This is a genomic window from Streptomyces sp. NPDC048671, from assembly GCF_055587045.1.
Genome location: NZ_JBVJHB010000008.1, coordinates 252851 through 275897 on the forward strand (window position 1 = coordinate 252851; position 23047 = coordinate 275897).

Genomic DNA, 23047 nt, shown 5'->3' on the forward strand with positions numbered 1-23047 from the left:
ACCCTCGCGCCGGGGGCCGCGCGCACAAACGTCCTGGGCACGCCGGGCCTCCCGGCTACGGCTACGGCTACGGCTCCGGTTCCGGAACCGGAGCCGCATCCACCGCATCCACCGCATCCACCAACTCCACCGGCTCCGCCGACTCGTACAGCTCGAACCAGATCGACTTGCCCTCACCCCGCGGATCCACCCCCCACGCGTCGGCGAGCAGCTCCATCAGCACCAGCCCCCGCCCGCTGGACGCCATCTCGCCGGGCCGCCGTTTGTGCGGCAGCTCGTCGCTGCCGTCGGCCACCTCCACCCGCAGCAGCCGCTCCCCGTGCTCCCCGCTGGCCCGCGCGACCATCAGCGCGTCGCCGTCCGTGTGGACCAGCACGTTCGTGGCCATCTCGGAGATCATCAGCACCGCCGAGTCGACCTGCTCAGGGTCCGCCCAGTCGTGCAGCATCTCGCGCACCTGCTGCCGGGCCGCCGAGATCCGTTCCGGTTCGGCCTGGGCGATGGTCAGCGCCGTCCGCCGCGGCGCCGTCGACCGGCTCGTGGGGCCCTCGCGGCGCAGCAGCAGCACCGCGACGTCGTCCTCGCGGCGGTCCGAGAGAGGGCCCGTCGTGTAGTGCGAGGCCGGCCCGTGCACGGCCTGCACCAGGGCGTCCGCGAGCTTCTCCAGATCGCTGGTGTGCTGCTCCAGGAGCGGCCGGAGCCGGCCCCAGCCGGTGGCCAGGTCGTGCCCGCCGGTCTCGATCAGCCCGTCCGTGCAGAGCATGATCGTTTCTCCGGCCTCCAGGGTGAACCGGGTCGTCGGATAGTCCGTGTCCGCCTCGATGCCCAGCGGGAGCCCGCCCGCGGTCTGCCGGATGACCGCGGTCCCGTCCGCCGTCATCACCACGGGGTCGGGGTGCCCCGCCCGCGCGATGTCGAGGGTGCCGGTGTCCGGATCCGCCTCCGCGTACAGGCACGTCGCGAAGCGCGGTCCGGTGTGCTCCCCGTCCTCGTACGCGTCGGTGAGCCCGGAGAGGAAGCGCGAGGCCCGCGCGAGCACCGCGTCCGGGCGGTGCCCCTCGGAGGCGTACGCGCGCAGGGCGATCCGCAACTGGCCCATCAGCCCCGCGGCCCGTACGTCGTGGCCCTGGACGTCACCGATGACGAGGGCGATACGGCCGTTGGGGAGCGGAATCATGTCGTACCAGTCACCGCCGACCTGGAGCCCGCCCCCGGTCGGCACATAGCGGGCGGCCACCGTCATCCCCGGGATGCTGGGCACCAGGGACGGCATCATCGTGCGCTGGAGCCCCTGCGAGAGCTCCCGCTCGGTCTCGGCGATCCCGGCGCGGGCCAGCGCCTGCGCGAGCATCCGGGCCACCGTCGTCAGCACGGACCGCTCGTCCGGCGAGAACGACACCGGATGCCGGAAGCCGGCCATCCAGGCACCCATCGTGCGACCCGCCACGATCAGCGGCAGGAAGGCCCAGGAGCGGCGCCCGAACCGCCGGGCCAGCGGCCAGGTGGCCGGGTAGCGGTGGTAGTACTCCTCGGGGCTGGGCAGATAGATCGCCCGCCCCGTCCGTACGACCTCCGCGGCCGGATAGTCGGTCTCCAGCGGCATGTCGTTGAACGGTCCCTCGTCACCCGTGGTGTGACCGTGGTGCCCGACGATCGTCAGCCGTTCGCCCTCGACGCCGAAGACCGCGAGTCCGTCCGGCGTGAATCCGGGCATGGAGAGCGAGTAGGCGACCCGCAGCACCTCCGCCGTCGACCGGGCCTCGGCCAGTGCCCGCCCCGCGTCCAGCAGGAACGCCTCGCGGGACCGGCGCCAGTCGCCGGTGATCCTGTTCTGTGCCCCGGTGGCGCCGGGCGGCGGATCGGCGACCTCCTGGAGGGTGCCGACCAGCACGTAGTCCAGGCCGCTGCCCTCCACGGGATGGAGCGGCCTGGAACGGGTGCGCACGGTACGCAGCACGTGCCCGTGCTCGTCCACGATCCGCAGCCGGGCCTCGGCGAGCGTGCCCTCGGCGACGGCCAGGTTGACCACCCCGTGGATCTCGTTCCAGTCGACGGGATGGAAGCGGGAGCGCACCTCCGACTCACGGAAGACGCCCTCCTCGGAGGGCAGCTCCAGCAGCCGGGCCGCCTCCGCGTCGAGCGTGACCGTCCCGGCTCCGTTGTCCCAGCGCCAAAGACCGGTCGCGGTCGCGGCCAGGACATCCTCGGTGCGCATTGCCCCACTTTAGGAAGATGTGCGTCCCGAACGCCACCGAGGGTCGCGCCGCCCCGCGCCCTCAGGTGATCCCGCCGGGGACAATGGCAATGAAACGGTCCGGTCGCGGGCGGTAGCCTGGGGTGGCTGTATCCGCCCCCAACCGCGAAGACTGGATGAACGACGATGCATCGGTACAGGTCCCACACCTGCGGCGAGCTCCGCGCCTCTGACGTCGGCACCGACGTCCGGCTGAGCGGCTGGCTGCACAATCGCCGAGACCTGGGTGGCATCCTCTTCATCGATCTGCGCGACCACTACGGTCTGGTGCAGCTCGTCGCCCGCCCCGGCACCCCCGGCAACGACGCCCTGGCGAAGCTCACCAAGGAGACCGTCGTACGGATCGACGGCAAGGTCTCCGCCCGCGGCGCGGACAACGTCAACCCGGAGCTGCCGACCGGCGAGATCGAGATCGAGGTCACCGAGGTCGAGGTGCTGGGCGAGGCCGCCCCGCTCCCCTTCACGATCAACGCCGAGGACGGGGTCAACGAGGAGCGGCGCCTGGAGTACCGCTTCCTCGACCTGCGCCGCGAGCGCATGCACCGCAACATCATGCTGCGCTCCTCCGTCATCGCCGCGATCCGCGCCAAGATGGTGGCCCTCGGCTTCAACGAGATGGCGACGCCGATCCTCACCGCGACCTCTCCCGAGGGCGCCCGTGACTTCGTCGTCCCGTCCCGGCTGAACCCCGGCAAGTTCTACGCGCTGCCGCAGGCCCCGCAGCAGTTCAAGCAGCTGCTGATGATCTCCGGCTTCGACCGCTACTTCCAGATCGCGCCGTGCTTCCGCGACGAGGACGCCCGTGCCGACCGGTCGCCCGGCGAGTTCTACCAGCTCGACGTCGAGATGTCCTTCGTCGAGCAGGAGGACGTCTTCCGCCCGATCGAGAAGCTGATGACCGAGCTCTTCGAGGAGTTCGGCAACGGCCGCCACGTCACCTCGCCCTTCCCGCGCATCCCGTTCCGCGAGTCGATGCTGAAGTACGGCAACGACAAGCCGGACCTGCGCGCCAAGCTGGAGCTCGTGGACATCTCCGACGTCTTCGCGGACTCGGAGTTCAAGGCCTTCGCGGGCAAGCACGTCCGCGCCCTCCCGGTGCCGGACACCGCGGGCCAGTCCCGGAAGTTCTTCGACGGCCTCGGCGACTACGCCGTCGAGCACGGCGCCAAGGGCCTCGCCTGGGTCCGGGTCGGCGAGGACGGCAAGCTGGCGGGCCCGATCGCCAAGTTCCTCACCGAGACGGACGTCAAGACGCTCACCGAGCGGCTCTCCCTCGTCCCCGGCCACGCCGTGTTCTTCGGCGCCGGCGAGTTCGACGAGGTCTCCAAGATCATGTCGGTCGTCCGTGTCGAGGCGGCCAAGCGTGCCGGTCACTTCGAGGACGGCGTGTTCCGGTTCTGCTGGATCGTCGACTTCCCGATGTACGAGAAGGACGAGGACACCGGGAAGATCGACTTCTCGCACAACCCCTTCTCGATGCCCCAGGGCGGCTTGAAGGACCTTGAGGAGAAGGACCCGCTCGACATCCTCGCCTGGCAGTACGACATCGTCTGCAACGGCATCGAGCTGTCCTCCGGCGCCATCCGGAACCACGAGCCCGAGCTGATGCTCAAGGCCTTCGAGATCGCCGGTTACGACCGCGAGACCGTCGAGCACGAGTTCGCGGGCATGCTCCGCGCCTTCCGCCTCGGCGCCCCGCCGCACGGTGGTATCGCCCCGGGTGTCGACCGCATCGTGATGCTGCTGGCCGACGAGCCCAACATCCGCGAGACGATCGCCTTCCCGCTGAACGGCAACGCCCAGGACCTGATGATGGGCGCGCCCACGGTGCTGGACGAGACCCGGCTGCGCGAGCTGAACATCCAGCTCCGCAAGCCGGTCGCGCCCGCGAAGGAGAAGGCCGAGGCCGAGGCCAAGGACTCGGTCGCGAGGGACACCGGCGCGAAGTAAACGTCAGCGGTTCCGCTTCGGTTCCACTTCGGTTCCACGTGAAACAGCCCTCGGCCGCCCGGCCGGGGGCTGTTCCGCGTCCCGGCCGCCCCCGGTCGCGCCGCCTACCCACGGAGGGGCTCCGGGCATACAAGTACACAAATCACCTGAACGGTTACAGCCGGATGGCCCCGGTGCCGGATTGGCGAATCCCGGCTGCGGCAAAGACTGCCTGGGCCGACATCGGCACGGCGGACCCCAGGCCGTGTCCGCAGAGCCCCCACGGCTTCGCCACCGACTGCTCAGGAGCCCCTCCGTGTCCGTGCCCCGTTCGAGCGTTCCTCTGCGGCTCCCGTACGTCGTCTGCGCCGTCCTCGTCCTGCTGCTGGCCGGGTGCGGAACGGGTGGCATCGCCGGTACGGGGGAGAGCGGTGCCCTCACGAGGACCGCGGGCGCCCCCGGCGTTCCCGGCCCGCCGGGGGCCGGCGGGGCGTCGGCCGCACCGTCGTCATCCACACCGTCGTCGGCCGGGCCCGCCGCCGCACCGCCCGGACCGTCGCCCGCCCCGGCGCGGGAGATCCCGGGGCTCGGCCCGCGCACCAGGGCGGCGATCCCGGCCGGGTCCCGTCAGGCGTTCGTCGTCACCGGCGAGTCCCCCGACTCCAACCGCTCCACCGCCGTGCTCTACACCCGGGAAGGCCCCGCCGCCGACTGGCGGGCGGCCATGGCGCCCTGGCCCGCCCACAACGCTCTGAACGGCTGGACCGCCGAGCACTGGGTGGGCGATCTCCGCTCACCCGTCGGCGTCTACACGCTGACCGCGGCGGGCGGCCGGCTCGATCCTCCGGCCACGGCGTTCCCGTACGACCTGAGCCCGGACTTCAAGGTGGCGGGCGAGGGCTTCGACGGGGAGCCGCTGGAGGGCTCCTTCGACTACGTCATCGCCATCGACTACAACCGCGTCCCCGGCACCTCCCCCCTGGACCACACCCGTCCGCTCGGCGCGGAGCGCGGCGGCGGCATCTGGATCCACGTCGACCACGGCGGCCCCACCCAGGGCTGCGTATCGATCGCCGAGGACCGGATGAAGGAGCTGCTGGGCCTGCTCGACCCCGCCAAGGACCCCGTCGTCGTGATGGGGGACGCCGCGTCCCTGAGCGGCTGAAGTCGCTGCGCGCCAGGTCCGTGGACCGTAACCTGGAGACTGCCCGACCGGTTCTTGAGGAGGCAGGCGTGAGCGTGGTCGACGACAGTGTGCTGACCCAGGAAGTCTTCGAGGACCTGGCCCGTCATGCCATACGCGCGGAAGAAGCGCTGCGTCTGGAGTTCGTGAACGGGAAACTGGGGGTCAAGGCTGTGCCGGACGGGGACCACGGGCGGATCATCGCCTGGCTCACGCAGATCTGCATGCAGGCGGATCCCCGTAACTGGCTTTTCGCGGAGCAGGGCCTGCGCATCGAGACGTACCGGAAAGGCAACGCGCGTGCCGACGGGACGCTGGCCCGACTCGACACCTTCGTCGGCCAAGGCGAATGGGCGGATCCCGCCGCCGTCCTCATGCTCGTCGAGGTCACCTCGTACGACGACGACACCGACCTCCGGGACCGGGTCGAGAAGCCGCGTGCCTACGCGGAGACCGGCATTCCGGTGTACCTGCTCATCGACCGCGACAGCTACGAGGTCAAGGTGCACTCCCAGCCGGACGGTGTGCGGTACGAGACGGTGGTGACGGTCCCGTTCGGCAAGACGGTCCGGCTGCCCGAGCCGGTGGGCATCGAGCTGGACACCGAACCGCTCAAGAACTGGGTGCGCTGACCGGGAGACCGGACATGCGGGAGGGCCGGGACCCGTGGTGCGGTCCCGGCCCTCCCGCTGTACGTACAAGCCGTTACTCGGGCTTCTCCTCCAGGCGCGGGAACAGCACCGCGCCCTTCGTCACCGTCGCGCCCGCCGGCAGCCCGCCCCAGGTGGGGGCGTCCTGCAAGCGCTGGCCGGAGAGCGCGCCGAGGGACTCCTCGGCGCCCAGGCACTCCCACAGCTTCTGCGAGGTGTCCGGCATGACGGGGTTCAGCAGGACCGCGACACCGCGCAGCGCCTCGGCGGCCGTGTACAGGATCGTCGCGAGGCGGGCCCGGCCCTCCGGCGACTCGTCCTTGGCGACCTTCCACGGCTCCTGCTCCGTGATGTAGCCGTTGACCTGCTTCACGAAGTCGAAGATCGCCAGGATGCCGCCCTGGAAGTCCAGTTCCTCGCCGATCTTCCGGTCGGCGACGGCGACGGCCTTCGACAGCCCGTCCCGCACCGCCTGCTCGGCCTCGCCCGAGGCCGCGGCCGTGGCCTCGGGGAGCGCACCGCCGTAGTACTTGCCGACCATGGCCGCGAGGCGCGAGGCCAGGTTGCCGTAGTCGTTGGCGAGCTCGGAGGTGTAGCGGGCGGTGAAGTCCTCCCAGGAGAACGAGCCGTCGCTGCCGAAGGCGATGGCCCGCAGGAAGTACCAGCGGTACGCGTCCACGCCGAAGTGCGAGGTCAGGTCCTGCGGCTTGATACCCGTCAGGTTCGACTTCGACATCTTCTCGCCGCCGACCATCAGCCAGCCGTTGGCGACGACCTTGCCCGGCAGCGGCAGACCCTGCGCCATCAGCATCGCGGGCCAGATCACCGCGTGGAAGCGCAGGATGTCCTTGCCGACCAGGTGCACGTTCGCCGGGAACGTACCGTCGAACTTCTCCTGGTTGGCGCCGTAGCCGACCGCCGTCGCGTAGTTGAGCAGCGCGTCGACCCACACGTAGATGACGTGCTTGTCGTCCCACGGGACCGGGACGCCCCAGTCGAAGGTCGAGCGCGAGATCGACAGGTCCTGGAGGCCCTGCTTCACGAAGTTCACGACCTCGTTGCGGGCCGACTCCGGCTGGATGAAGCCGGGGTTGGCCGCGTAGAACTCCAGCAGCTTCGGGCCGTACGCGCTCAGCTTGAAGAAGTAGTTCTCCTCCTTGAGGATCTCCACCGGCTTCTTGTGGATCGGGCACAGCTTCGTGCCGTCCTCCGCCTCGATGAGGTCGCCGGGGAGCTTGTACTCCTCACAGCCCACGCAGTACGGGCCCTCGTACCCGCCCTTGTAGATCTCGTCCTTGTCGTACAGGTCCTGCACGAACTCCTGCACGCGGTCGGTGTGCCGCTTCTCCGTCGTACGGATGAAGTCGTCGTTCGCGATGCCGAGGTGCTCCCAGAGGGGCTTCCAGGACTCCTCGACCAGCTTGTCGCACCACGCCTGGGGCGTGACGTTGTTCGCCTCGGCCGTGCGCATGATCTTCTGACCGTGCTCGTCCGTGCCGGTGAGGTACCACACCTTCTCGCCGCGCTGGCGGTGCCAGCGGGTGAGCACGTCGCCTGCGACGGTCGTGTAGGCGTGGCCCAGGTGAGGAGCGTCGTTGACGTAGTAAATGGGGGTCGAGACGTAGAAACTCCGCACGTCCTCGCCCCCCTGCTTCTCTGATCCAGTGGCCGCCATGGTCGAAATCCTAACGGTCCGTGGGAGATCCACTCGCACCGAATAAACGCGGGGCCGGATGCGGAGAGCTTTGCGAAACATCGCTTCCCGTAGCAAAGACGCATCCTGGGATGGAGTGGACACGCATGCACGAGGCAGAGGACATCACGATGCGGGTACTGGTCGCCGAGGACGAGGAGATCCTGGCGGAGCTGGTCGCCACCGGGCTGCGGCGGGCGGGGTTCGCCGTCGACACGGTGTACAGCGGTGATGCCGCCCAGGCCTATCTGGGACTGCACGACTACGACGTCGTCGTCCTGGACCGCGATCTGCCCAGGGTGCACGGCGACGACGTGGCCCGCGCCCTCGTGGCCTCCGGCTCCCGGACCAGGATCCTGATGCTCACCGCCGCCGGGTCCATGGAGGACCGGGTCTCCGGGCTCGACCTGGGCGCCGACGACTATCTGGGCAAGCCCTTCGAGTTCCCCGAGCTGGTCTCCCGGGTACGCGCGCTGCGGCGGCGCAGCGCCCGCCCCGTGCCGCCGCAGCTGGAGCGGTACGGCATCCGGCTCGACACCGTACGGCGCACCGCGTCCCGCGACGGGCAGGAGCTGGACCTCTCGCCGAAGGAGTTCACCGTGCTGCAACTGCTGCTGGAGGCAGACGGCGGGACGGTCAGCGCGGAGGAACTGCTTGAGCGGGCCTGGGACGCCAACGCCGACCCCTTCACCGGGGCCGTCCGCGTCTGCATGAGCAAGCTGCGCGGCAAACTCGGTGAACCGGGGGTGATCCGCACCGTGCAGGGCGTCGGGTACGCCCTGTGAAGCATCCGGGCCGGGTGCCGCACTCCACGATCAGGACCCGGATCGCGCTCGTGTACGGCGGGGTGTTCCTGGTGCTCGGCACGGCCCTGCTCGTCACCGTCAACCTGGCCTCCCGCGCCGGTACGGACTCGCAGGCCCGCTCCATCGCCCGCAGGGCCGCGGTCGTCCAGCCCGGCTACGCGGTGAACGGCCCCCTCGTCACCCGCCGGAGCCTCGGTCCGCCGACCGTCTACGACCTCACCGACCACGTGAGCGACGCGGCCGGTCATCAGCTGCTCATCTGGTCCGCCGCCTCCCTGCTCGTGATGACGGCCTGCGCGGTGGGCGTCGGATGGTGGACCGCGGGGCGGGTCCTGCGGCCCGTCCACGCCATGACCGCCAAGGCGCGCCGGCTCTCCGAGCACACGCTGCACGAGCGGATCGCCTCCAGCGGCCCCGACGACGAGCTCAAGGAGCTCGGTGACACCCTCGACGCGCTGCTCGCCCGGCTGGAGAGGGCCTTCGACAGCCAGCGGCGGTTCATCGCCAACGCCTCGCACGAGCTGCGGACCCCGCTGGCCACCCAGCGGGCGGCGATCCAGGTCGGCCTGGACGACCCGACGCCGGACGACCTCGTACGGACCCGGCAGACGCTCCTGGACAACAACCGGCGCAGCGAGCGGCTCATCGAAGGCCTGCTGGTGCTGGCGCGCAGCGAGCGCGGGCTCGCCAAGGGCGAGCGGGAGGACGTGGACCTGGCCCGGGTGGTGGCGGAGGAGTCGGTCCGGCACCCGGTGGTGACGGCCGAGTCCGTTCCCTGCGCGGTGCTGGGGAACCGGATGCTGCTGGCCCAGCTGGTGGGCAATCTGCTGGCCAACGCGGTGACGTACAACGTGCCCGGCGGGACGGTGGAGGTGTCGCTGACCACCGGGGGCGGGAGCGGGGTGCTCCGGGTGTGCAACACCGGTCCCGTGGTGGACGGGGCGGACATCCCCGGGCTGTTCGAGCCGTTCCGCAGGGGTGAGGGCAAGGACCGGATGGGACGCGGCTCCGGGCTCGGTCTCTCGATCGTACGTTCTATTGCGATGGCGCACGGCGGTACGGTCACGGCGGTGCCGGGCCCGGAGGGCGGGCTCGCCGTGACCGTACGCCTGCCGGCCGATCAGGCGCCGGCGGCGACCCAGGCGGGCAGCGCGGCGAGCACCTCGCGGTAGAACGCGGCGTCCGCGACCTCGCGTGGGGCGGGGCCCGCGTGGAAGAAGCCGGCGTTCGGGGCGTCCAGCTTCCGCAGGAAGTCGAAGCCCTTCGCGTCCTCGTCGCCGAACGCGACGAACTGGAAGAACAGCGGCAGCCGTGCCGCGTCCGTCAGCGCCTGGCGGGCGGCCTGCTTGGCGTCCGGCGGGCCGTCCGTCTGGAAGATCACCAGCGCCGGGCCGGTGGCCTCGGACTTCTCGTAGTGCGCGACGACCTCTTCGACGGCGCGGTGGTAGTTCGTCCGGCCGAGCCGGCCGAGGCCCGCGTTCAGCTCGTCGATCCGGCCCTCGTGGCCGGACAGCTCGACCGTGCCGGTGCCGTCGATGTCCGTCGAGAAGAAGACGACCTGGACGGTGGCGCTCTCGTCCAGGTGCGCGGCGAGGGCGAGGGTGCGGTCGCCCAGGTGCTGGGCGCTGCCGTCCTTGTAGAACGGCCGCATGGAGCCGGAACGGTCCAGGACCAGGTAGACGGTGGCACGCAGGCCGGTCAGCCCGTGCGCCTTCAGCCCGGCCTGGGCGGCCTTGTACGGGGCGACGAGCCCCGGCGCGCGGGACTTGACCCGGGCGAGGGAGAGCGCGGGCTTGCCGTCGGCGGGGGGCGCGGGGGTGGCGGGGGTGGCGGCGGTCTCCGGGGTCTCCGGGGCGGGTGCGGGTGCGGAGGCGGTCGCGGCGGCCGGTTCGGGCTCCGCTTCTGCCTCTGCTACCGGTTCCGGTTCCGGTTCGGGGTCCGGGTCCATGTCGATGGTGATCGGCTCGGGCACGGCCTCGGCGGCGACCGGCTCGGCGGCGGCGGGGGCTGCGGGGGCTTCGGGGAGTGCGGGGGCCGGGGCTTCGGCCGGAGCCTCAACGGGCTCCGGGGCCACGGCATCCGCCGCTACCTCGACCGACTCCGACTCCGACTCCGGCTCCGGCTTCGACTCAGACTCAGGCTTCGACTTCGATTCCGGTTCCGGCTTCGACTCCGGTTCTACCTCCGCGGCCTTCGCCCTAGGCCCGGAGCCCTGTGCCGGAACCGTGGGAGCGGCCTTGGGCGCGGGGGCGGCGGCCTTGTCGAAGGCCGCTGCCACCAGATCCGTCGCCAGATCGCCGTCATCCTTGACGGGCTTGGACTTGGTCTGGGACTTGGCGGACCGGGGCGAGGTGGAGGAGGCCGGGGCCGGTACCGATGCCTTGGCGGCCGCGGCGGGTTCGGGCTCCGACTCGGCCTGCACAACCGCTTCGTCCACCGCCACCGACTCCGACTCAGTGGGCCGGGTGCGCTCGCCCTGGGGCGGGACCGTGGCCGTCGTCCGGCCGTCCTGCTCCGTGACGTCACGGCCGAACACCTTGCGCAGCAAGCTCCGAATGCCCATGGGCGAGGCCTTTCACGTGAGTTGGGTGCGATGAATGTCCGTACTGCGGGAATTGATCCCTGGCCAGGGCGGATACGTAAGGTTAGCGGCCGGATCAGGCCGTTCGGTGGCGCGGCCCGCCTGAGGGACAACTGAGCCGAAACCGATCCCGGACCGAGTCCTGTAACCGCGCTGTGGTGGTCTGATGTACGTCATTCACATGTATTTCTGTAGTGCCGAGTTGCCTGGTTGACGCGCGCGGCCGGGTTCCGCGCGTCGCAGGCGGACTAGAGTCGGAAGCATGGTTTCCGGTGAGGCGCCGCAGGCGGCGGGCAGCGTTCGGGTCGACGTCTGGATCTGGTCGGTCCGGCTGACGAAGACGCGTGCGCAGGCTGCCGCCGCCTGTCGCGCGGGTCATGTGAAGGTGGCCGGCGAGCGCGTCAAGCCGGCCCAGGCGTTGCACGTCGGCGACGAGGTACGGCTGCGCCATGCGGGCCGGGACCGGGTCGTGGTCGTCTCGAAGATCGTGAGGAAGCGGGTCGGGCCTCCGGTGGCGGCGGAGTGCTTCGTCGACAACAGCCCGCCCCCGCCGCCGCGCGAGGCCGCGATCCAGGTGCCGGTGCGGGACCGGGGCGCGGGGCGGCCGACGAAGCGGGACCGGCGCGAGATGGACCGGTTGCGGGGGGACGGGCCGCCCGCGGAGTGACCGGGGCCGTGCGGAGTGACCGGGGCCGTGCGGAGTGACCGGGGGCTGCACGGAGTGGCCGGGGCCCGTGCGGGGTGACCGGGGCCGTGCGGAGTGACCGGGGGCTGCACGGAGTGGCCGGGGCCCGTGCGGGGTGACCGGGCCTGCGCAGGGTGACCTGGCCCGTGCGGGGTGTGGCTTTACGGCTACGAGGTGTGGCGTTACGGCTGCGGAGAGGCGATCGCCCTGGCCGCTGCCACCTCCTGGCGCAGCGGGGCCAGTACGCCGTCCTCGTCGCCCGGCAGTTCGGCGCGCACCTCCACCAGGACCTCGCTCGCCCTGATGCCCGCTGCCAGTTCGCGGAGCTGCTGCTGCACCTCGGCCACCTCGGCCGGTTCCGGTTCCGGCGCCCCGTGGTTGACGCGTACTCGGGCCGCGGTCGTGGCGTCCACGATCCGTTCCACCGCGACGACCAGGGGCCACCACGCGGCGGCCCGGCGGCCGGTCGGGGGCGGCTCCGTCAGGGCGCGCTGGAACTCGGAGCGTACGGCGGACAGATCGCGGTAGATGCGGCGCCGGGCCCGTACCCGTTCCGCCCGGTCGCCGGAGGCCTCCGGTTCGAAGGCGTACGCCACGTAGTCCGCGATGTCCGTCACCGCGTCGGCCAGGCGGTGGCCGATCCGGGTGTGCCAGCTCTCCGGCCACAGCAGGTATCCGGCCACCAGCACGATGCCGCAGCCGATCAGGCTGTCCAGGAAGCGCGGCCAGACGAGGTCCAGGCCCTGACGGTTCAGCAGGTCGGACAGGAGCAGGATGACCGGGGTGACGGCCGCCGTCTGGAAGGCGTAACCCTTCGCCGTGAACGCCGGGATCAGCGCGGCGAGCAGCACCATCACCGGCACGTCCCACCAGCCGATCGGCACCTTGGCCAGCACCGGCGCCGCGATGACGAGGCCCGCGGCCGTACCCACCGAACGCAGCACGGCGCGGGAGAACACCGAACCGAAGTCGGGCTTGAGGACGAAGGTCACGGTCAGCGCCACCCAGTAGGAACGCGGCACGTCGACCAGTGAGGTCAGCGACTGGGCCAGCCCGATGCAGAGCGCCAGGCGCAGCCCGTACCGCCACGAGGGCCCGGAGCGCAGGACGCTGCGGGTGGCGCGCCGGACACGTACCCCCAGCGCTGCGGGCCGTCCGAGCCGGTCGTCGACGTTGTACGGATCGGGCTCCGCCTTGTGGACGACCGCGGCGGCGTGCCGCAGGGCGCTGTCCACGGCCCTGGTGGCGGGCGAGTCCGGTGCGGGCAGGGCGGGTTCGGCGCCGCCGGTGCGGCTCTCCTCGATGTCCTCGGCCAGGCTCCGTACCGCCGCCGGGATCTCGGGAGGCAGCGGGCGCCGCCGCAGGTGCACGGCGGGGGCCGCCTCGACCAGCGGGATGACGACGTTGAGCTGGGACAGCATCCGCACCATGGCGCCGCTGCGGCCGTGGTAGCGGGCGCGGCGGGCCAGGATCAGGTCGTAGGAGGTGTTGAGGGACTGGGTGACGGCCTGCCGCTTCTCCTCGTACGCGTCGGTGCCGGCGGCGGCGAGCAGATCGGCGACCGTGCGGTACGTTCCGGCGACCGAGACCCGTTCCGGCATTTTCCGCCGCAGGGGCCAGGCCAGCAGCGTCAGGACGAGGACGAACAGTCCGCCGAGCGTCAGCAGCAGCGGCGCCACCCACCACGGTTCCGGCATCGGAAGTCCGGCGCCCACCACCGAGTTGAGCAGGAGCAGCAGCCCCGATACGGAGGCCACGGCGCCGATCGTCGACATCATCCCGGAGACGAGCCCGACGACCGTGAGCACGGCCACGGCGCCCCAGCCGGACCCGTGCACAAGCGTGCCGATCATGATGCCGAGCGCGCCGAACACCTGCGGTACGGCGATGTTGAGGATGCGCATCCGGTACGCGTCGGCGGTGTCGCCGATCACGCCGGAGAGCGCGCCCATGGAGATGAGCGCCCCGTACACCGGCCGGTCGACGGCGAATCCGGCGGCGAGCGGCGCGGCCAGGGCGACGGACGCGCGGGCAACGGCGGCCCAGGGGACGGGGGTGGGCTGCGGGCGCAGTCCGTACCGGAGCCAGACGGGCGGCATCCCCCGCCGCGGCGCCGCGGCGGAACCGGTGCCGGCCAATGCGTTTTCCCTCCGGTGTTCGGCGGTCAGTGTGCGTTTCCCTCAGGTGTTCAGCGGCCGGCTTGCGCCCCTCCGGTGTTCAGCGGTCGGCTTGGGTCGGCTTGTGCCCCTCCGGTGTTCAGCGGTCAGCCTTGGTATCCCTCGACCTCGTCGGCCGGGCGGACACGGGCCCGTGACGGGTCGTCCCCGAACTCACTCAGCGCACGGCGCTGCCGCAGCAGGTCCTGGGTCGTGTCCGCAAAGTCTCGTCTGGCCGGCGGCGTCTGGCACGCACTCTCGCGGCGTTGCCGAAATGCCCGAGTAGCTCCGCTACTAGGGCACTCCGGCGCCTTGCGAGAGCACGCACCAGACGCCGCCGGCCCCGCCCTTCGGGCGGACGACGATACTTCACGGACACTCCCCAGCACTGGTCGAGCCGGACCTCCACCGTACGCAGCCGCTCCCGCTCGTCGGCGGTGAGGCCCGGGTCCCGGCCGCCGCGGGCGCGCAGGGCGCGCTCCTCCGCGACGAGTCCGTCGATGCCGCCGATGATGTCGTGCTCCTGGTCGCTCATGACGTCCTCGTTCCGCTCGGTGGTGGATGTCGCCCGCTGATGTGTCGGGGTGCGGTTCAGCGGTGGCCTTGGTTGCGCAGCACGATGACGGTCTTGCCGCGGGCCCCGCCGGTCCGGTTGCGGTTCAGGGCCTGCGGGGCCTTCTCCAGTGGGAGTTCGATGTCGATGGGCACCCGGAGCACCCCTTCCGCCGCGCCCGCGGCCAGGACGTCCAGCAGGACGGGGCTCGGGTCGAGCCGGAAGTCGATGCCGCGCACGCCCTCGGGGAGCACCGCCCCGGCCGCGGCGCCCCGGGTGCTGAGCGCGATACCGCCGGGGCGGACCGTCGCGGCGTGGACGGCGAACGCCTCGGGGGTGGCAGAGACCAGGTCGGCCAGCGCGTCGATGCCGTCCGGGCAGACCGCCGGCACCGATTCGGCCGCCGGGCCCCGAGTGGTGTCGACCGTGGCGGCGGCGCCCAGCGAACCCATCCTGGAACGCTCGTCGCCGCGCACCGCCGCGATCACGCGCACGTCGCGGGCCTGGGCGAGCTGGGTCAGACAGCTGCCGACTCCACCCGCCGCGCCGATGATCAGCAGGCTCTCGTGGCCGCGGAGCACCGCCGTCTCCAGGATCTGTGCGGCCGCCATCCCGGCCGACGGCAGCGCGGCCGCGGTCCGGGCGTCCAGGCCGGGCGGGACGAGTGTGATGGCGGCGTCCTGCGCGACGCAGACGTAGTCGCAGTACGTACCGGCGCCGACCGGCGGGCCGACCCGGCCGAAGACCTTGTCGCCGACCCGGAAACGGTTGCCGCCGCTGCCGATCATGTCCACCCGGCCCGCGAAGTCCACGCCGACGACCAACGGGAACACATGCGGGACCTGTCCTTCCAGGGAGCCGTCGGCCGTCTGCCAGTCGTAGGGGTTGAGGGAGGCGTACTCGACCCTCACCCGTACCTCGCCGACTGCCGGTTCCGGCTTGGGGACCTCGACCAGTGCGGGGTCGGCCCGGAACGCGCCGACGGCGATGGCTCGCATACGGAAGACCTCCCAGTCGCCCCTGTCAGTGCACGCGATCCACTCTTCCCCGGCCCGCCCGCGCCCGCACGTCGGCGCCCGCGGGCGGGCCCGTCACGCGTCGGGCGTCGGCACCGGCAGCACCCGCTGGGCCCAGATCCGCGCCGCCACCGCGCACACCGCCAGGGCAAGCCCCGTACCGAAGACGATCCACACCGTCGTGCGCAGGGACGCCGTCAGCGCGTCGTAGACCGCGGCCGCCCCGTCGGTCTCGTTGCCCGGCACCTCGGCCAGCACCCGGTTGCGGGCGAAGGCGAGCGCCCCGCGCAGCAGCAGCGCGCCGACCGCGAAGCCGGTTCCGGCGACGGCGGTGGCGGCCAGCGCGGCGAGCGCGGAGCCCCGGCGGCCGGGCCCGCCGCGCACCCACGCCAGGACCACGGCCAGCAGGGCGAACACCAGCGTGCCGACGCCCGGCCAGATGCTCGCGGCCCGCAGCCACCGGAAGCTCTGCCGCAGCTGGTCTGCCCGGTCGGCGGAGACGATCTGGATGTCGGTGTGCTCGATGGGGATGCGGTCGGCGAACGGCACCCCGTTGTCCAGCAGGTTCTGCTTCACCTGTTCCGTCACGGGCGCCAGGTCGATGGTGACGCTCTCGCCGGTCCCGCCGTCCAGCGCGGCGGTGACGGCCTCGTGGGCGGTGCGGTTGGCGCCCTTCCACGCGGCCCGGAAGGCATCGGTCGTGGTGAAGGACCGTACGGCCTCGTGCAGGAAGCCGCGCACGGTGTCCCCGAGCGGACCGACGTCGATCTGCTTCATCGCCTCGTCGGTGATCAGGTCGGCGACGGTGTTCTGCACAGCGGGATCGGAGGCGAGCGGCTCCACGGCGGCGACGTAACGGTCCGTGTCGTCGATCTCCAGGTCGACCCAGGCGGAGAGTGCGCTCAGCGGTACCAGGACGGCGAGCAGCACCAGCAGTGCCGCCGAGAGCGCCGTCGAGAAGTAGGTCCGCACCTCACCAGGGAATCCCGGATGCGCCGGGAGCGCCCTGGGCCGTGAGCCATTCGAGTTGCCGGGCGGCTTGCCCGTCCGCCGGTGTGCCCGCCGGCCCGGTGGTCCTTCCACACCCCGCGGTCAGCCGTCCGCAGGCAACGGAGCGCATGACATCACCGCGTGGACGGTGGTGGCGCGGGTGAGGTCGGCCGTGACCCGGCCCGTATCGGTCCTGAGCGTCAGCCTGCCCCCGCGGGTGTGCAGCGGCTCCCCGCAGACCGTGCCGTCGGGAGTGGTGACCGAGACGCGTGGGCCGTCCTTGGGCGGCCCGTACCAGGCGACCGCCACGGCCGCGGTGAGCAGCGCGGCACAGCAGAGGGTGAGCGGCACGCCCCGTCCGAGGGCCTGAGCGGCGCGCAGCGCCTCGGTGTGATCCGTCGCGACGGTGTCGGGGACGGACACGTCGCCGCCGCCCGGGGACGGCCGGGGCGCTGCGGGCCGGCCGTGGGCGGCGCGCAGCAGCGAAAGGCCCCCCGCGCCGCCGCAGAGCAGCGCCAGGAGCAGCATGACTCCGACGCCGGCGGCGTACGGTGCGGCGAGCGAGCCGATGTCGCTGCGGCCTCGCAGGAGGCTGAACCCGACGAGCCCCGTCAGGAGCGCGGCGAGGCCGTTGCGCCAGGCCAGCGCGGACTCCCGGACCCGGGGCAGTTCCCGGTGCAGCAGGGCGCGGTGGTGCCGGGCGGCCAGCCGGTCGGCGGGGGAGCCGGCCGGTCCCGGCCGGGCCCGCCAGGTCATCTCCGCTCCCGTTCCAGCTGGATGTTCCAGTACGCTCCGCAGCCCTCCTCGCCGTCCGGCCGGCCCGGATGCCCGGTCACGCAGACGCAGAGGACCGGTACCGCGACGAGCCCCGTGCCGGTGCGCCCGCGCCTGGTGCGCGACGCGGCCCGGACGACGGAGCGCGTCCACGTGTAGATCATCGTGCAGCGACAGCGTGGGCAGGTGCCGGTCAGGACGGCACCGTCGCCGGTGGGCTCGATGCGCAGGCAGGCGGTGTACGCGGCGGGATAGCCGGGCTCGGTGACCTCCTCGTACGCCAGGGCGGGCGTGCGGGGCGGGGCGGCCGGGTTCGGGTCCGCCGGCGGGTTCCGTGCGGGCGGGGCGGGCTCGGGCACGAGGCATCTCCCCTGGACGGCGCGGCGGACGACGGCCGTTCGCCTTCGGTATTCGATGCTGACAGAAGACCGGGCCGTACTTCGGTGCGACGGCCCCGGATCGGTGCGCGATCCGGGCGGCGGCCATGCCGGAACCCTGGGTATGGAGTGAAGATCCGCTGGCCAGAGGCCTGTTGTCCGGCTTCCGGTCGATTGCGGGGCGCATTCCGGAGGTTGACGCGAAACGCTCCTGGCAGCCGGTGTGCACGGGCATCATGGCCACAACAGCGCCTCGAACGGGCCGCGAAGGGCCAGTGCTGTCCGAAAAGGCTTTGCGAGGAGGGGTGTTGAACGACATCGATGACGCAGGGCTGCGGGAGCGGGTGGCCGACGCGATCCGCCGGACGGCGGGAGCGCGGGCGCTGCCCGCCGCGTCCACAGGCCCGCAGGGAGCGGACCGCGACGCACTGATGGACGAACTGCGGTCGCTGCTCGCGGAGTGCGACCGTGGTCTGCCGGATGATCCGCTGGGGCAGGCGGTGGCGGCGAGGCTCGGGGCGCTGACGGGCTCGCGGTGGGCGGCCGACGCGGCGGAACCCGACCGGCGCGAGGCGATACGACTGCTGCGCGGGGCGCGCGCGTCCCGCCTCCTCGCCCCGGACGCACACCTGGACGCGGCACGCGACCTCGTCGTCCTGCTGCTGGGGCCGGCGGCGCATACCTCGTTCGGCGGTTCGGGCGGGGACATCGGTGAGACCGGTGAGGTCGGTCTGGGCGGGTTCTCGCAACTGATGCTGATCGGCAGGCCCGAGAGCCTCGGTGGCGCCGGTGTCATCGAAGCCGTCCCTGAGATCAGGCAACTCGTGGAGGAGGTCGGTGAGCAACGGGGCGGAGTCCCGCCGGACGTGCTTGAGAGGCTCGACCTGATGAGGGAGGTCTCAGCAACGCTGACCGGGGGAGACGTCCAGGGCGTGGCGGCCATGTACCAGAAGCTGCTTTCCAGGGACCTCGGCCCGGCGGGGGACTTCGGCCCGATGGGCTCCGTCATCCGGACCTTGGCTCCCATGGTGAAGTACTACGCCGGGCTCCTGGAGACCGACGGCGCGGCGCCGCCCACGCCGGACGGCGGGCCGCCCGCCGCGTCGGCCCCCTCTGACGAAGAACACGCGGGTCCGACGGCGCCGTCGGGTCTGGCCTCGGCGGCCGCCGCCCTGTCGGCACCGGATCCGGGCGGCCGGATCGACAACTGGCGCGACAGCCTGGCCCTGTTCACCGAGCTGGAGCGACCGGGCATGCTGGGGCGAGGGGAGCTGGCCCAGGTGGTGGCCAGGCTCGGAGACCCCGAACAGGGAGCGGACCCCGGTGATCAGTTCCTGGCCGCAGTCGGCACGATGGGGCTGGGGTTCCGCGCCGGCCGCCCGGAGGACTTCCAGGAGGCGCTGCGGCTGTTCCGCGCGGCCGTGACGGCCGCGGGGCCGGACGACGACCTGGCCCAGATCGTACGGGGCGTGCTGCCCGGCCCCCTGGTCGGCGCCATGCTGGTCGGCGGCAGCCTCCAGGACCGGGAGGCTGCACGCGCCCTTCTGGAGGAGATCCCGCTTCCCGGTGTGGAGCCGCGGGACTGGGCGCTGTCCGGCTATCCGGGATCGGCCGAGCTGCTGCTCGTGAGCCAGTGCATGCGGATCCAGATGCGGGTGACCGAAGCGGTCGAGGCCGGCGACGAGGAGGCGCTCGAAGAGCTCGTGGGAGACCTCCTCGATCTTCTGGACACCTGCGACAGGGACGACGAGTGGTCGTTCCTCCCGTGCTACGTGCTGGGCTTGGTCCATCTTGCTCTCGCCTCGCTGACCGGCAGCGTCGACTCGCTGCGCAACGCGGTGCACTACCAGGAGCAGGCGCTGACCGCCCCGAACGCGCCGCCGATGATGAAGCCGGCGCTCGACATGTGCTGGGCGCCGTTGCTGACGCTCAGCTCCTATCTCGAGCCCTCCGTCGAACGTATCCAGGACGGTATCCGGCGCGCCCGGCTGGCTCTGGAGGGCGTGCCCGTCATGGCCGACCAGAGGGCGCGGGCACGGGGCGCGATCGCACTGGCTCTCGACGCGGTGCACGGGCTGACCGGCGACCCGGCCGTTCTGGACGAAATCATCCATGAACTCGATTGCGCCAAGGACGAGTTGGCGTCGTCGAGCAGGGCGTCTGTCGCCGCCGTTCACTGGCAGCTGGCCGAAGCGTACGGGCGGCGGGACGGGGAGGCGGACGATCTGGCCAAGGCGGTCGGGTACGCCCGGCACTCGCTGCGCGCCACGGCCGACGAGGTCCTCCTCCAACAGGGCGTCCGGCACGGTCTCCAGGTCGCCAGGACCGGCGCCAGCCGTGCGCTGGCCGCCGCGGGCTGGGCGGTCCGCGCCGGGCTGCCCGCGGAGGCGGTGGCCTGTCTGGAGGAGGGCAGGGCGCTGGTCCTCGGGGCGGCGGGGGTCTCGGCCACCGTCGCCGAGCGGCTGGTGGAGCGCGGTGAGCACGACCTGGCCGACAAGTGGCGCGCGAGCGCTCCCGCCGGAGCCGCCGGCCACGATGCGGGCGGCAGCCGGCCGCCGCTGCTGGACGCCGTGCTGGGCGGGGCGTTGGGCAGCCCGGAACTGCCGAGCGCGCTGCGCCGCCGGGCGCTGGAGCTGCTGCGCCCCGCCGAGGAGGACGGAGCGGCCCGGCGGATACCGGACGCCTCCGAGCTGGTGGCCGCGGTCGGGCGGGCGGGGGTCGACGCGTTGGTGTACCTCCTGCCGGGGCAGGGAGGCGCGGACGGCTCCGCGGTGCTGCTGGTTCCGGGGCGCCCTCCGTGGACGCTGACCCTGCCCGGTCTGTCGTCCGGCGGCCGGGCCCCGCTCGACGCGTACCTGGACGCCGCCGCCCAGCACGCCACGGCCCGGCGGGGACAGCAACGCTGGGAGGCCGCGCTGGACACCCTGTGCGACTGGGCGGGCGAGGCGGTGCTGACCCCGGTGCTCGACGAACTCGCGCTGTGGGAGCGGGGAATCGCGGAGGCGGCCCTGACCGGCACCGCCGTACCGGAGTCCGTACCGGAGTCCGCACCGGAGCCGGTCAGGCTGACGCTGATCGCCTGCGGGAACCTCGGTGTGGTGCCCTGGCAGGCGGCCCTGCTGGTTCCCCCCGCGCCCGTGCACGGACGCGGCCGGCCACAGGAGGGTGAGCAGGCCGGACGGGCCGCCGGCGTACGCGCGTGCGAGCTGGCAGTCCTCTCGTACGCCGCGTCCGGGCGGGAGTTCATGCGGTCGGCCGGCCGCGACCGGCTGCCGGCCGACCGGGGGCAGGCACTGGTGTGCGTACCGGGCTGGGACCTGGACGGTGCCGAGGACGAGGTACTGGCCCTCCTCGACACCTACTACCCGGACGCGGCCCTGTACGGCACCCTGATGACCCGCGAACCGAGCCCCGTGCCGCCCGAGGGCACCCCCGGCGAAGTGCTGGACCTGCTGGGGGCGGGGGACAACGGGTGCGTCGCACTGGTGCATCTGGCCTGCCACGGGGTGGCCGGGCCGGACCCCGCCACCTCCGCGCTGGAGCTGGGCTGGCCGCAGGACACGGAGCCGGAGGCGGGCAGACTCACGGTCACCGCCCTGCTGGACACCCCGCCCGGCCGCACGGGGGAGGCGGGAGGCCCGCTGGTCGTGCTCAGCGCCTGTGAGACCGATCTCAGCACCCGCGACCACGACGAGGCACTGACGCTGACCACGGCCCTGGCGCACCGGCTGGCCGCCGATGTGGTGGGCTCGCGCTGGACGGCCCCGGACGTGGCCAGTGCCGTACTGATGACCGTCTTCCACGACCGCCTCGCCGCGGGGCTGGCTCCGCCGGACGCCCTGCGGGCCGCCCAGCGCTGGATGCTGGCGCCGTCCGGCCGGCGCGACGCCGTACGCGGTCTCACGCCCGAACTGAGCCGCGCGGCGGCCGAACTGGACCTGTCGGTGCCGTTCGCCTGGGCCGCCTTCATCCACCAGGGCAATCCGGGACCGTCCGGCCGGACCCGTACAACCGGCCGACAGAAGCACGCCCGAGGGAACGGAGAGACACGGAGATGACCCCCGACGCGTTCCTCTCGCTGCTGCACCGCCACTGGCCGATCACCCTCGCCGCCCTCGACGACGGTCGGCGCGCACGGTTCGTCGATGCTCTGAACGACCTCGCGGCGGCCGGCGACGGCAAGGCCGCCGAGCGGGCCCTGCGCACGCTGCGGATGCAACTGCGCGCCCTGCCCCCCGGCCACCCGGTCGCCCGGGAGCTGAGCGGCACGGTCCGCTACGCCGGCGCCCCCCGCGCCGCGGCCGTCGACCGGGAGTTGCTCGGCGCACTCCTCGACGTGTTCGCCGACCCTCCGCCCGGCCCTGAAGAACTGCGCCGGACCGCCCACGAACGCCTGTGGGAGACGCCGGCCCTGGGCCCGGCGGACCTCGGCCGGGACGCCGTGCGCGACCCCGCCGCCGCCGGCCTCATCCGGCTGAGCCACCCCGGTCTCGCGGACCGGTACCCCCGGTTCCAGTTCGCACCGGGCACGGCACGACCGCTGCCGGTGGTGCGCCGCGTCAACCACATCCTGATGGCCGGCAAGGACCCCTGGGGCGCCGCCGACTGGTGGCTCGGGCGCAACCGGTGGCTGGCGGGAATCCCGGCCGAACTCCTCGGCACGGTCCCCGACGAGGACCTCGCACAGGCCGCGCTCGAACTGGTGGGGGGCTGCTGATGGACCGGATGCCGCCCACCGGCGTGACCATGAGCCCCCTGCTGCGCACGCTGCCCGAGGGCACCGAGCTGTGGCGCTGCCACCAGCACATGTACGGACCCGAGTCCTTCAACCCCAACCGCGCCCACCCGTACTTCGGCGGCAGCCGCTTCGACGCCACCGAGCAGGATCCCTACCCCTTTCTCTACGCCGCGCTCGATCCCGTCACCGCACTGAGCGAAGTCCTGCTGCGCTCGGTCGACTTCGAGGACCGCACGGCGGTACGGCTGATCCCCTGGGCCCAGGCTTCCCGGTACCGCCTCTCGGTGCTGCGCACCACCCGCGAGCTGTCGCTCATCGAGCTGTCGACGGCCGAGGGGCTGGCCGCCGTCTGGCAGGACTCCTGGCTGGTCGACTCCGAGTCCGGGGACTATCCGAAGACCCGCTACTGGGTGCGGCTGATGCGCGAGCACGCCGCCGAAGCACACGGTCTGGTCTGGGAGTCGAAGCGTTGCCGGCCGAGGAGCGCCCTGCAGCTCTTCGGTGACCGCTGCGGGGACGAGCCGCTGGTCGCCGACACGGCCCGCGGCCTTCCGCTCGACTCCCCCGAGGGCCTGGCCGAGGCGAACCGGCTGCTCAACCCGCTCCGTGCGGTCATCTCGTCCCCGTGGCCCGACTGACGCCCCGCCCGGACGGGCCGTCGC

The 23047-nt window shown here is 72.5% G+C and carries 18 protein-coding genes and 1 pseudogene; 9 read left to right on the forward strand and 10 right to left on the reverse strand.

Annotated features, from left to right (window positions below; translation table 11 throughout):
• Positions 1-67: 67 nt before the first annotated feature.
• A complete protein-coding gene (locus tag ACZ6S6_RS18115) occupies positions 68-2215 on the reverse strand; it encodes an ATP-binding SpoIIE family protein phosphatase (RefSeq protein WP_469706196.1) in 2148 nt (715 codons plus the stop codon).
• A 165-nt stretch (positions 2216-2380) separates the two neighbouring features.
• On the opposite strand from ACZ6S6_RS18115, the gene aspS reads away from it, so the two are divergent.
• The 3 genes from aspS to ACZ6S6_RS18130 all read left to right on the forward strand — a co-directional run bounded on the left by aspS (position 2381) and on the right by ACZ6S6_RS18130 (position 5998).
• A complete protein-coding gene (gene aspS, locus ACZ6S6_RS18120; protein WP_362953382.1) occupies positions 2381-4204 on the forward strand; it encodes an aspartate--tRNA ligase in 1824 nt (607 codons plus the stop codon).
• A gap of 295 nt (positions 4205-4499) precedes the next feature.
• Positions 4500-5348 carry a L,D-transpeptidase family protein gene (locus ACZ6S6_RS18125; protein WP_469706197.1) on the forward strand — a complete coding sequence of 283 codons (849 nt, stop codon included), beginning with the start codon at positions 4500-4502 and terminating at the stop codon, positions 5346-5348.
• Positions 5349-5416: 68 nt separating this feature from the next.
• Positions 5417-5998: a Uma2 family endonuclease gene (locus tag ACZ6S6_RS18130; protein WP_469706198.1), complete on the forward strand. Its 582-nt coding sequence runs from the start codon at positions 5417-5419 to the stop codon at positions 5996-5998.
• Between the two features lie 73 nt (positions 5999-6071).
• On the opposite strand, the gene metG is transcribed toward ACZ6S6_RS18130, so the two are convergent.
• Positions 6072-7691 carry a methionine--tRNA ligase gene (gene metG / locus ACZ6S6_RS18135; RefSeq protein WP_469706199.1) on the reverse strand — a complete coding sequence of 540 codons (1620 nt, stop codon included), beginning with the start codon at positions 7689-7691 and terminating at the stop codon, positions 6072-6074.
• Between the two features lie 149 nt (positions 7692-7840).
• Between metG and ACZ6S6_RS18140 the strand changes: the two genes are divergently transcribed.
• Positions 7841-8494, forward strand: coding sequence for a response regulator transcription factor (locus ACZ6S6_RS18140; RefSeq protein WP_362953420.1), 654 nt, complete (start codon positions 7841-7843; stop codon positions 8492-8494).
• Positions 8491-9687, forward strand: coding sequence for a sensor histidine kinase (locus ACZ6S6_RS18145; protein WP_362953385.1), 1197 nt, complete (start codon positions 8491-8493; stop codon positions 9685-9687). The genes ACZ6S6_RS18140 and ACZ6S6_RS18145 overlap by 4 nt, the downstream gene beginning before the upstream one ends.
• Here the strand turns inward: ACZ6S6_RS18145 and ACZ6S6_RS18150 are convergent.
• Positions 9636-11078, reverse strand: coding sequence for a VWA domain-containing protein (locus ACZ6S6_RS18150; RefSeq protein ID WP_469706200.1), 1443 nt, complete (start codon positions 11076-11078; stop codon positions 9636-9638). The genes ACZ6S6_RS18145 and ACZ6S6_RS18150 overlap by 52 nt on opposite strands.
• A gap of 280 nt (positions 11079-11358) precedes the next feature.
• Here ACZ6S6_RS18150 and ACZ6S6_RS18155 point away from each other — a divergent pair, with 280 nt between their 5' ends.
• A complete protein-coding gene (locus tag ACZ6S6_RS18155; RefSeq protein ID WP_362953387.1) occupies positions 11359-11763 on the forward strand; it encodes an RNA-binding S4 domain-containing protein in 405 nt (134 codons plus the stop codon).
• A gap of 200 nt (positions 11764-11963) precedes the next feature.
• On the opposite strand, the gene ACZ6S6_RS18160 is transcribed toward ACZ6S6_RS18155, so the two are convergent.
• The 7 genes and pseudogenes from ACZ6S6_RS18160 to ACZ6S6_RS18190 all read right to left on the reverse strand — a co-directional run bounded on the left by ACZ6S6_RS18160 (position 11964) and on the right by ACZ6S6_RS18190 (position 17629).
• Positions 11964-13880, reverse strand: a complete 1917-nt coding sequence (locus ACZ6S6_RS18160; RefSeq protein ID WP_469706292.1) for an FUSC family protein — start codon at positions 13878-13880, stop codon at positions 11964-11966.
• A gap of 164 nt (positions 13881-14044) precedes the next feature.
• Positions 14045-14155 (reverse strand): annotated as a pseudogene (locus tag ACZ6S6_RS18165) (DUF2630 family protein); the annotation flags it as partial.
• A complete protein-coding gene (locus ACZ6S6_RS18170) occupies positions 14116-14472 on the reverse strand; it encodes a DUF2630 family protein (protein ID WP_469706201.1) in 357 nt (118 codons plus the stop codon). The pseudogene ACZ6S6_RS18165 and the gene ACZ6S6_RS18170, both read right to left, overlap by 40 nt.
• Positions 14473-14528: 56 nt before the next feature.
• The gene (locus tag ACZ6S6_RS18175; protein WP_469706202.1) at positions 14529-15488 is read right to left on the reverse strand and encodes an NADP-dependent oxidoreductase; all 960 of its coding nucleotides are present in this window, start codon (positions 15486-15488) and stop codon (positions 14529-14531) included.
• 93 nt (positions 15489-15581) lie between these two features.
• Entirely contained in the window at positions 15582-16478 is an 897-nt protein-coding gene (locus tag ACZ6S6_RS18180; RefSeq protein WP_469706203.1) for a hypothetical protein, read from the reverse strand.
• 120 nt (positions 16479-16598) lie between these two features.
• Positions 16599-17252, reverse strand: coding sequence for a hypothetical protein (locus tag ACZ6S6_RS18185; protein WP_362953391.1), 654 nt, complete (start codon positions 17250-17252; stop codon positions 16599-16601).
• Positions 17249-17629: a hypothetical protein gene (locus ACZ6S6_RS18190; protein ID WP_469706204.1), complete on the reverse strand. Its 381-nt coding sequence runs from the start codon at positions 17627-17629 to the stop codon at positions 17249-17251. The genes ACZ6S6_RS18185 and ACZ6S6_RS18190 overlap by 4 nt, the downstream gene beginning before the upstream one ends.
• Before the next feature lie 326 nt (positions 17630-17955).
• On the opposite strand from ACZ6S6_RS18190, the gene ACZ6S6_RS18195 reads away from it, so the two are divergent.
• From ACZ6S6_RS18195 to ACZ6S6_RS18205, 3 genes are read left to right on the forward strand one after another with little or no spacing between them, the layout of a single operon-like run.
• On the forward strand, positions 17956-21705 hold the full coding sequence (locus ACZ6S6_RS18195; RefSeq protein WP_469706205.1) for a CHAT domain-containing protein: 3750 nt from the start codon (positions 17956-17958) through the stop codon (positions 21703-21705).
• The gene (locus ACZ6S6_RS18200; RefSeq protein WP_469706206.1) at positions 21702-22364 is read left to right on the forward strand and encodes a hypothetical protein; all 663 of its coding nucleotides are present in this window, start codon (positions 21702-21704) and stop codon (positions 22362-22364) included. The genes ACZ6S6_RS18195 and ACZ6S6_RS18200 overlap by 4 nt, the downstream gene beginning before the upstream one ends.
• Entirely contained in the window at positions 22364-23023 is a 660-nt protein-coding gene (locus ACZ6S6_RS18205) for an RES family NAD+ phosphorylase (protein WP_469706207.1), read from the forward strand. The genes ACZ6S6_RS18200 and ACZ6S6_RS18205 overlap by 1 nt, the downstream gene beginning before the upstream one ends.
• Positions 23024-23047 lie beyond the last annotated feature (24 nt).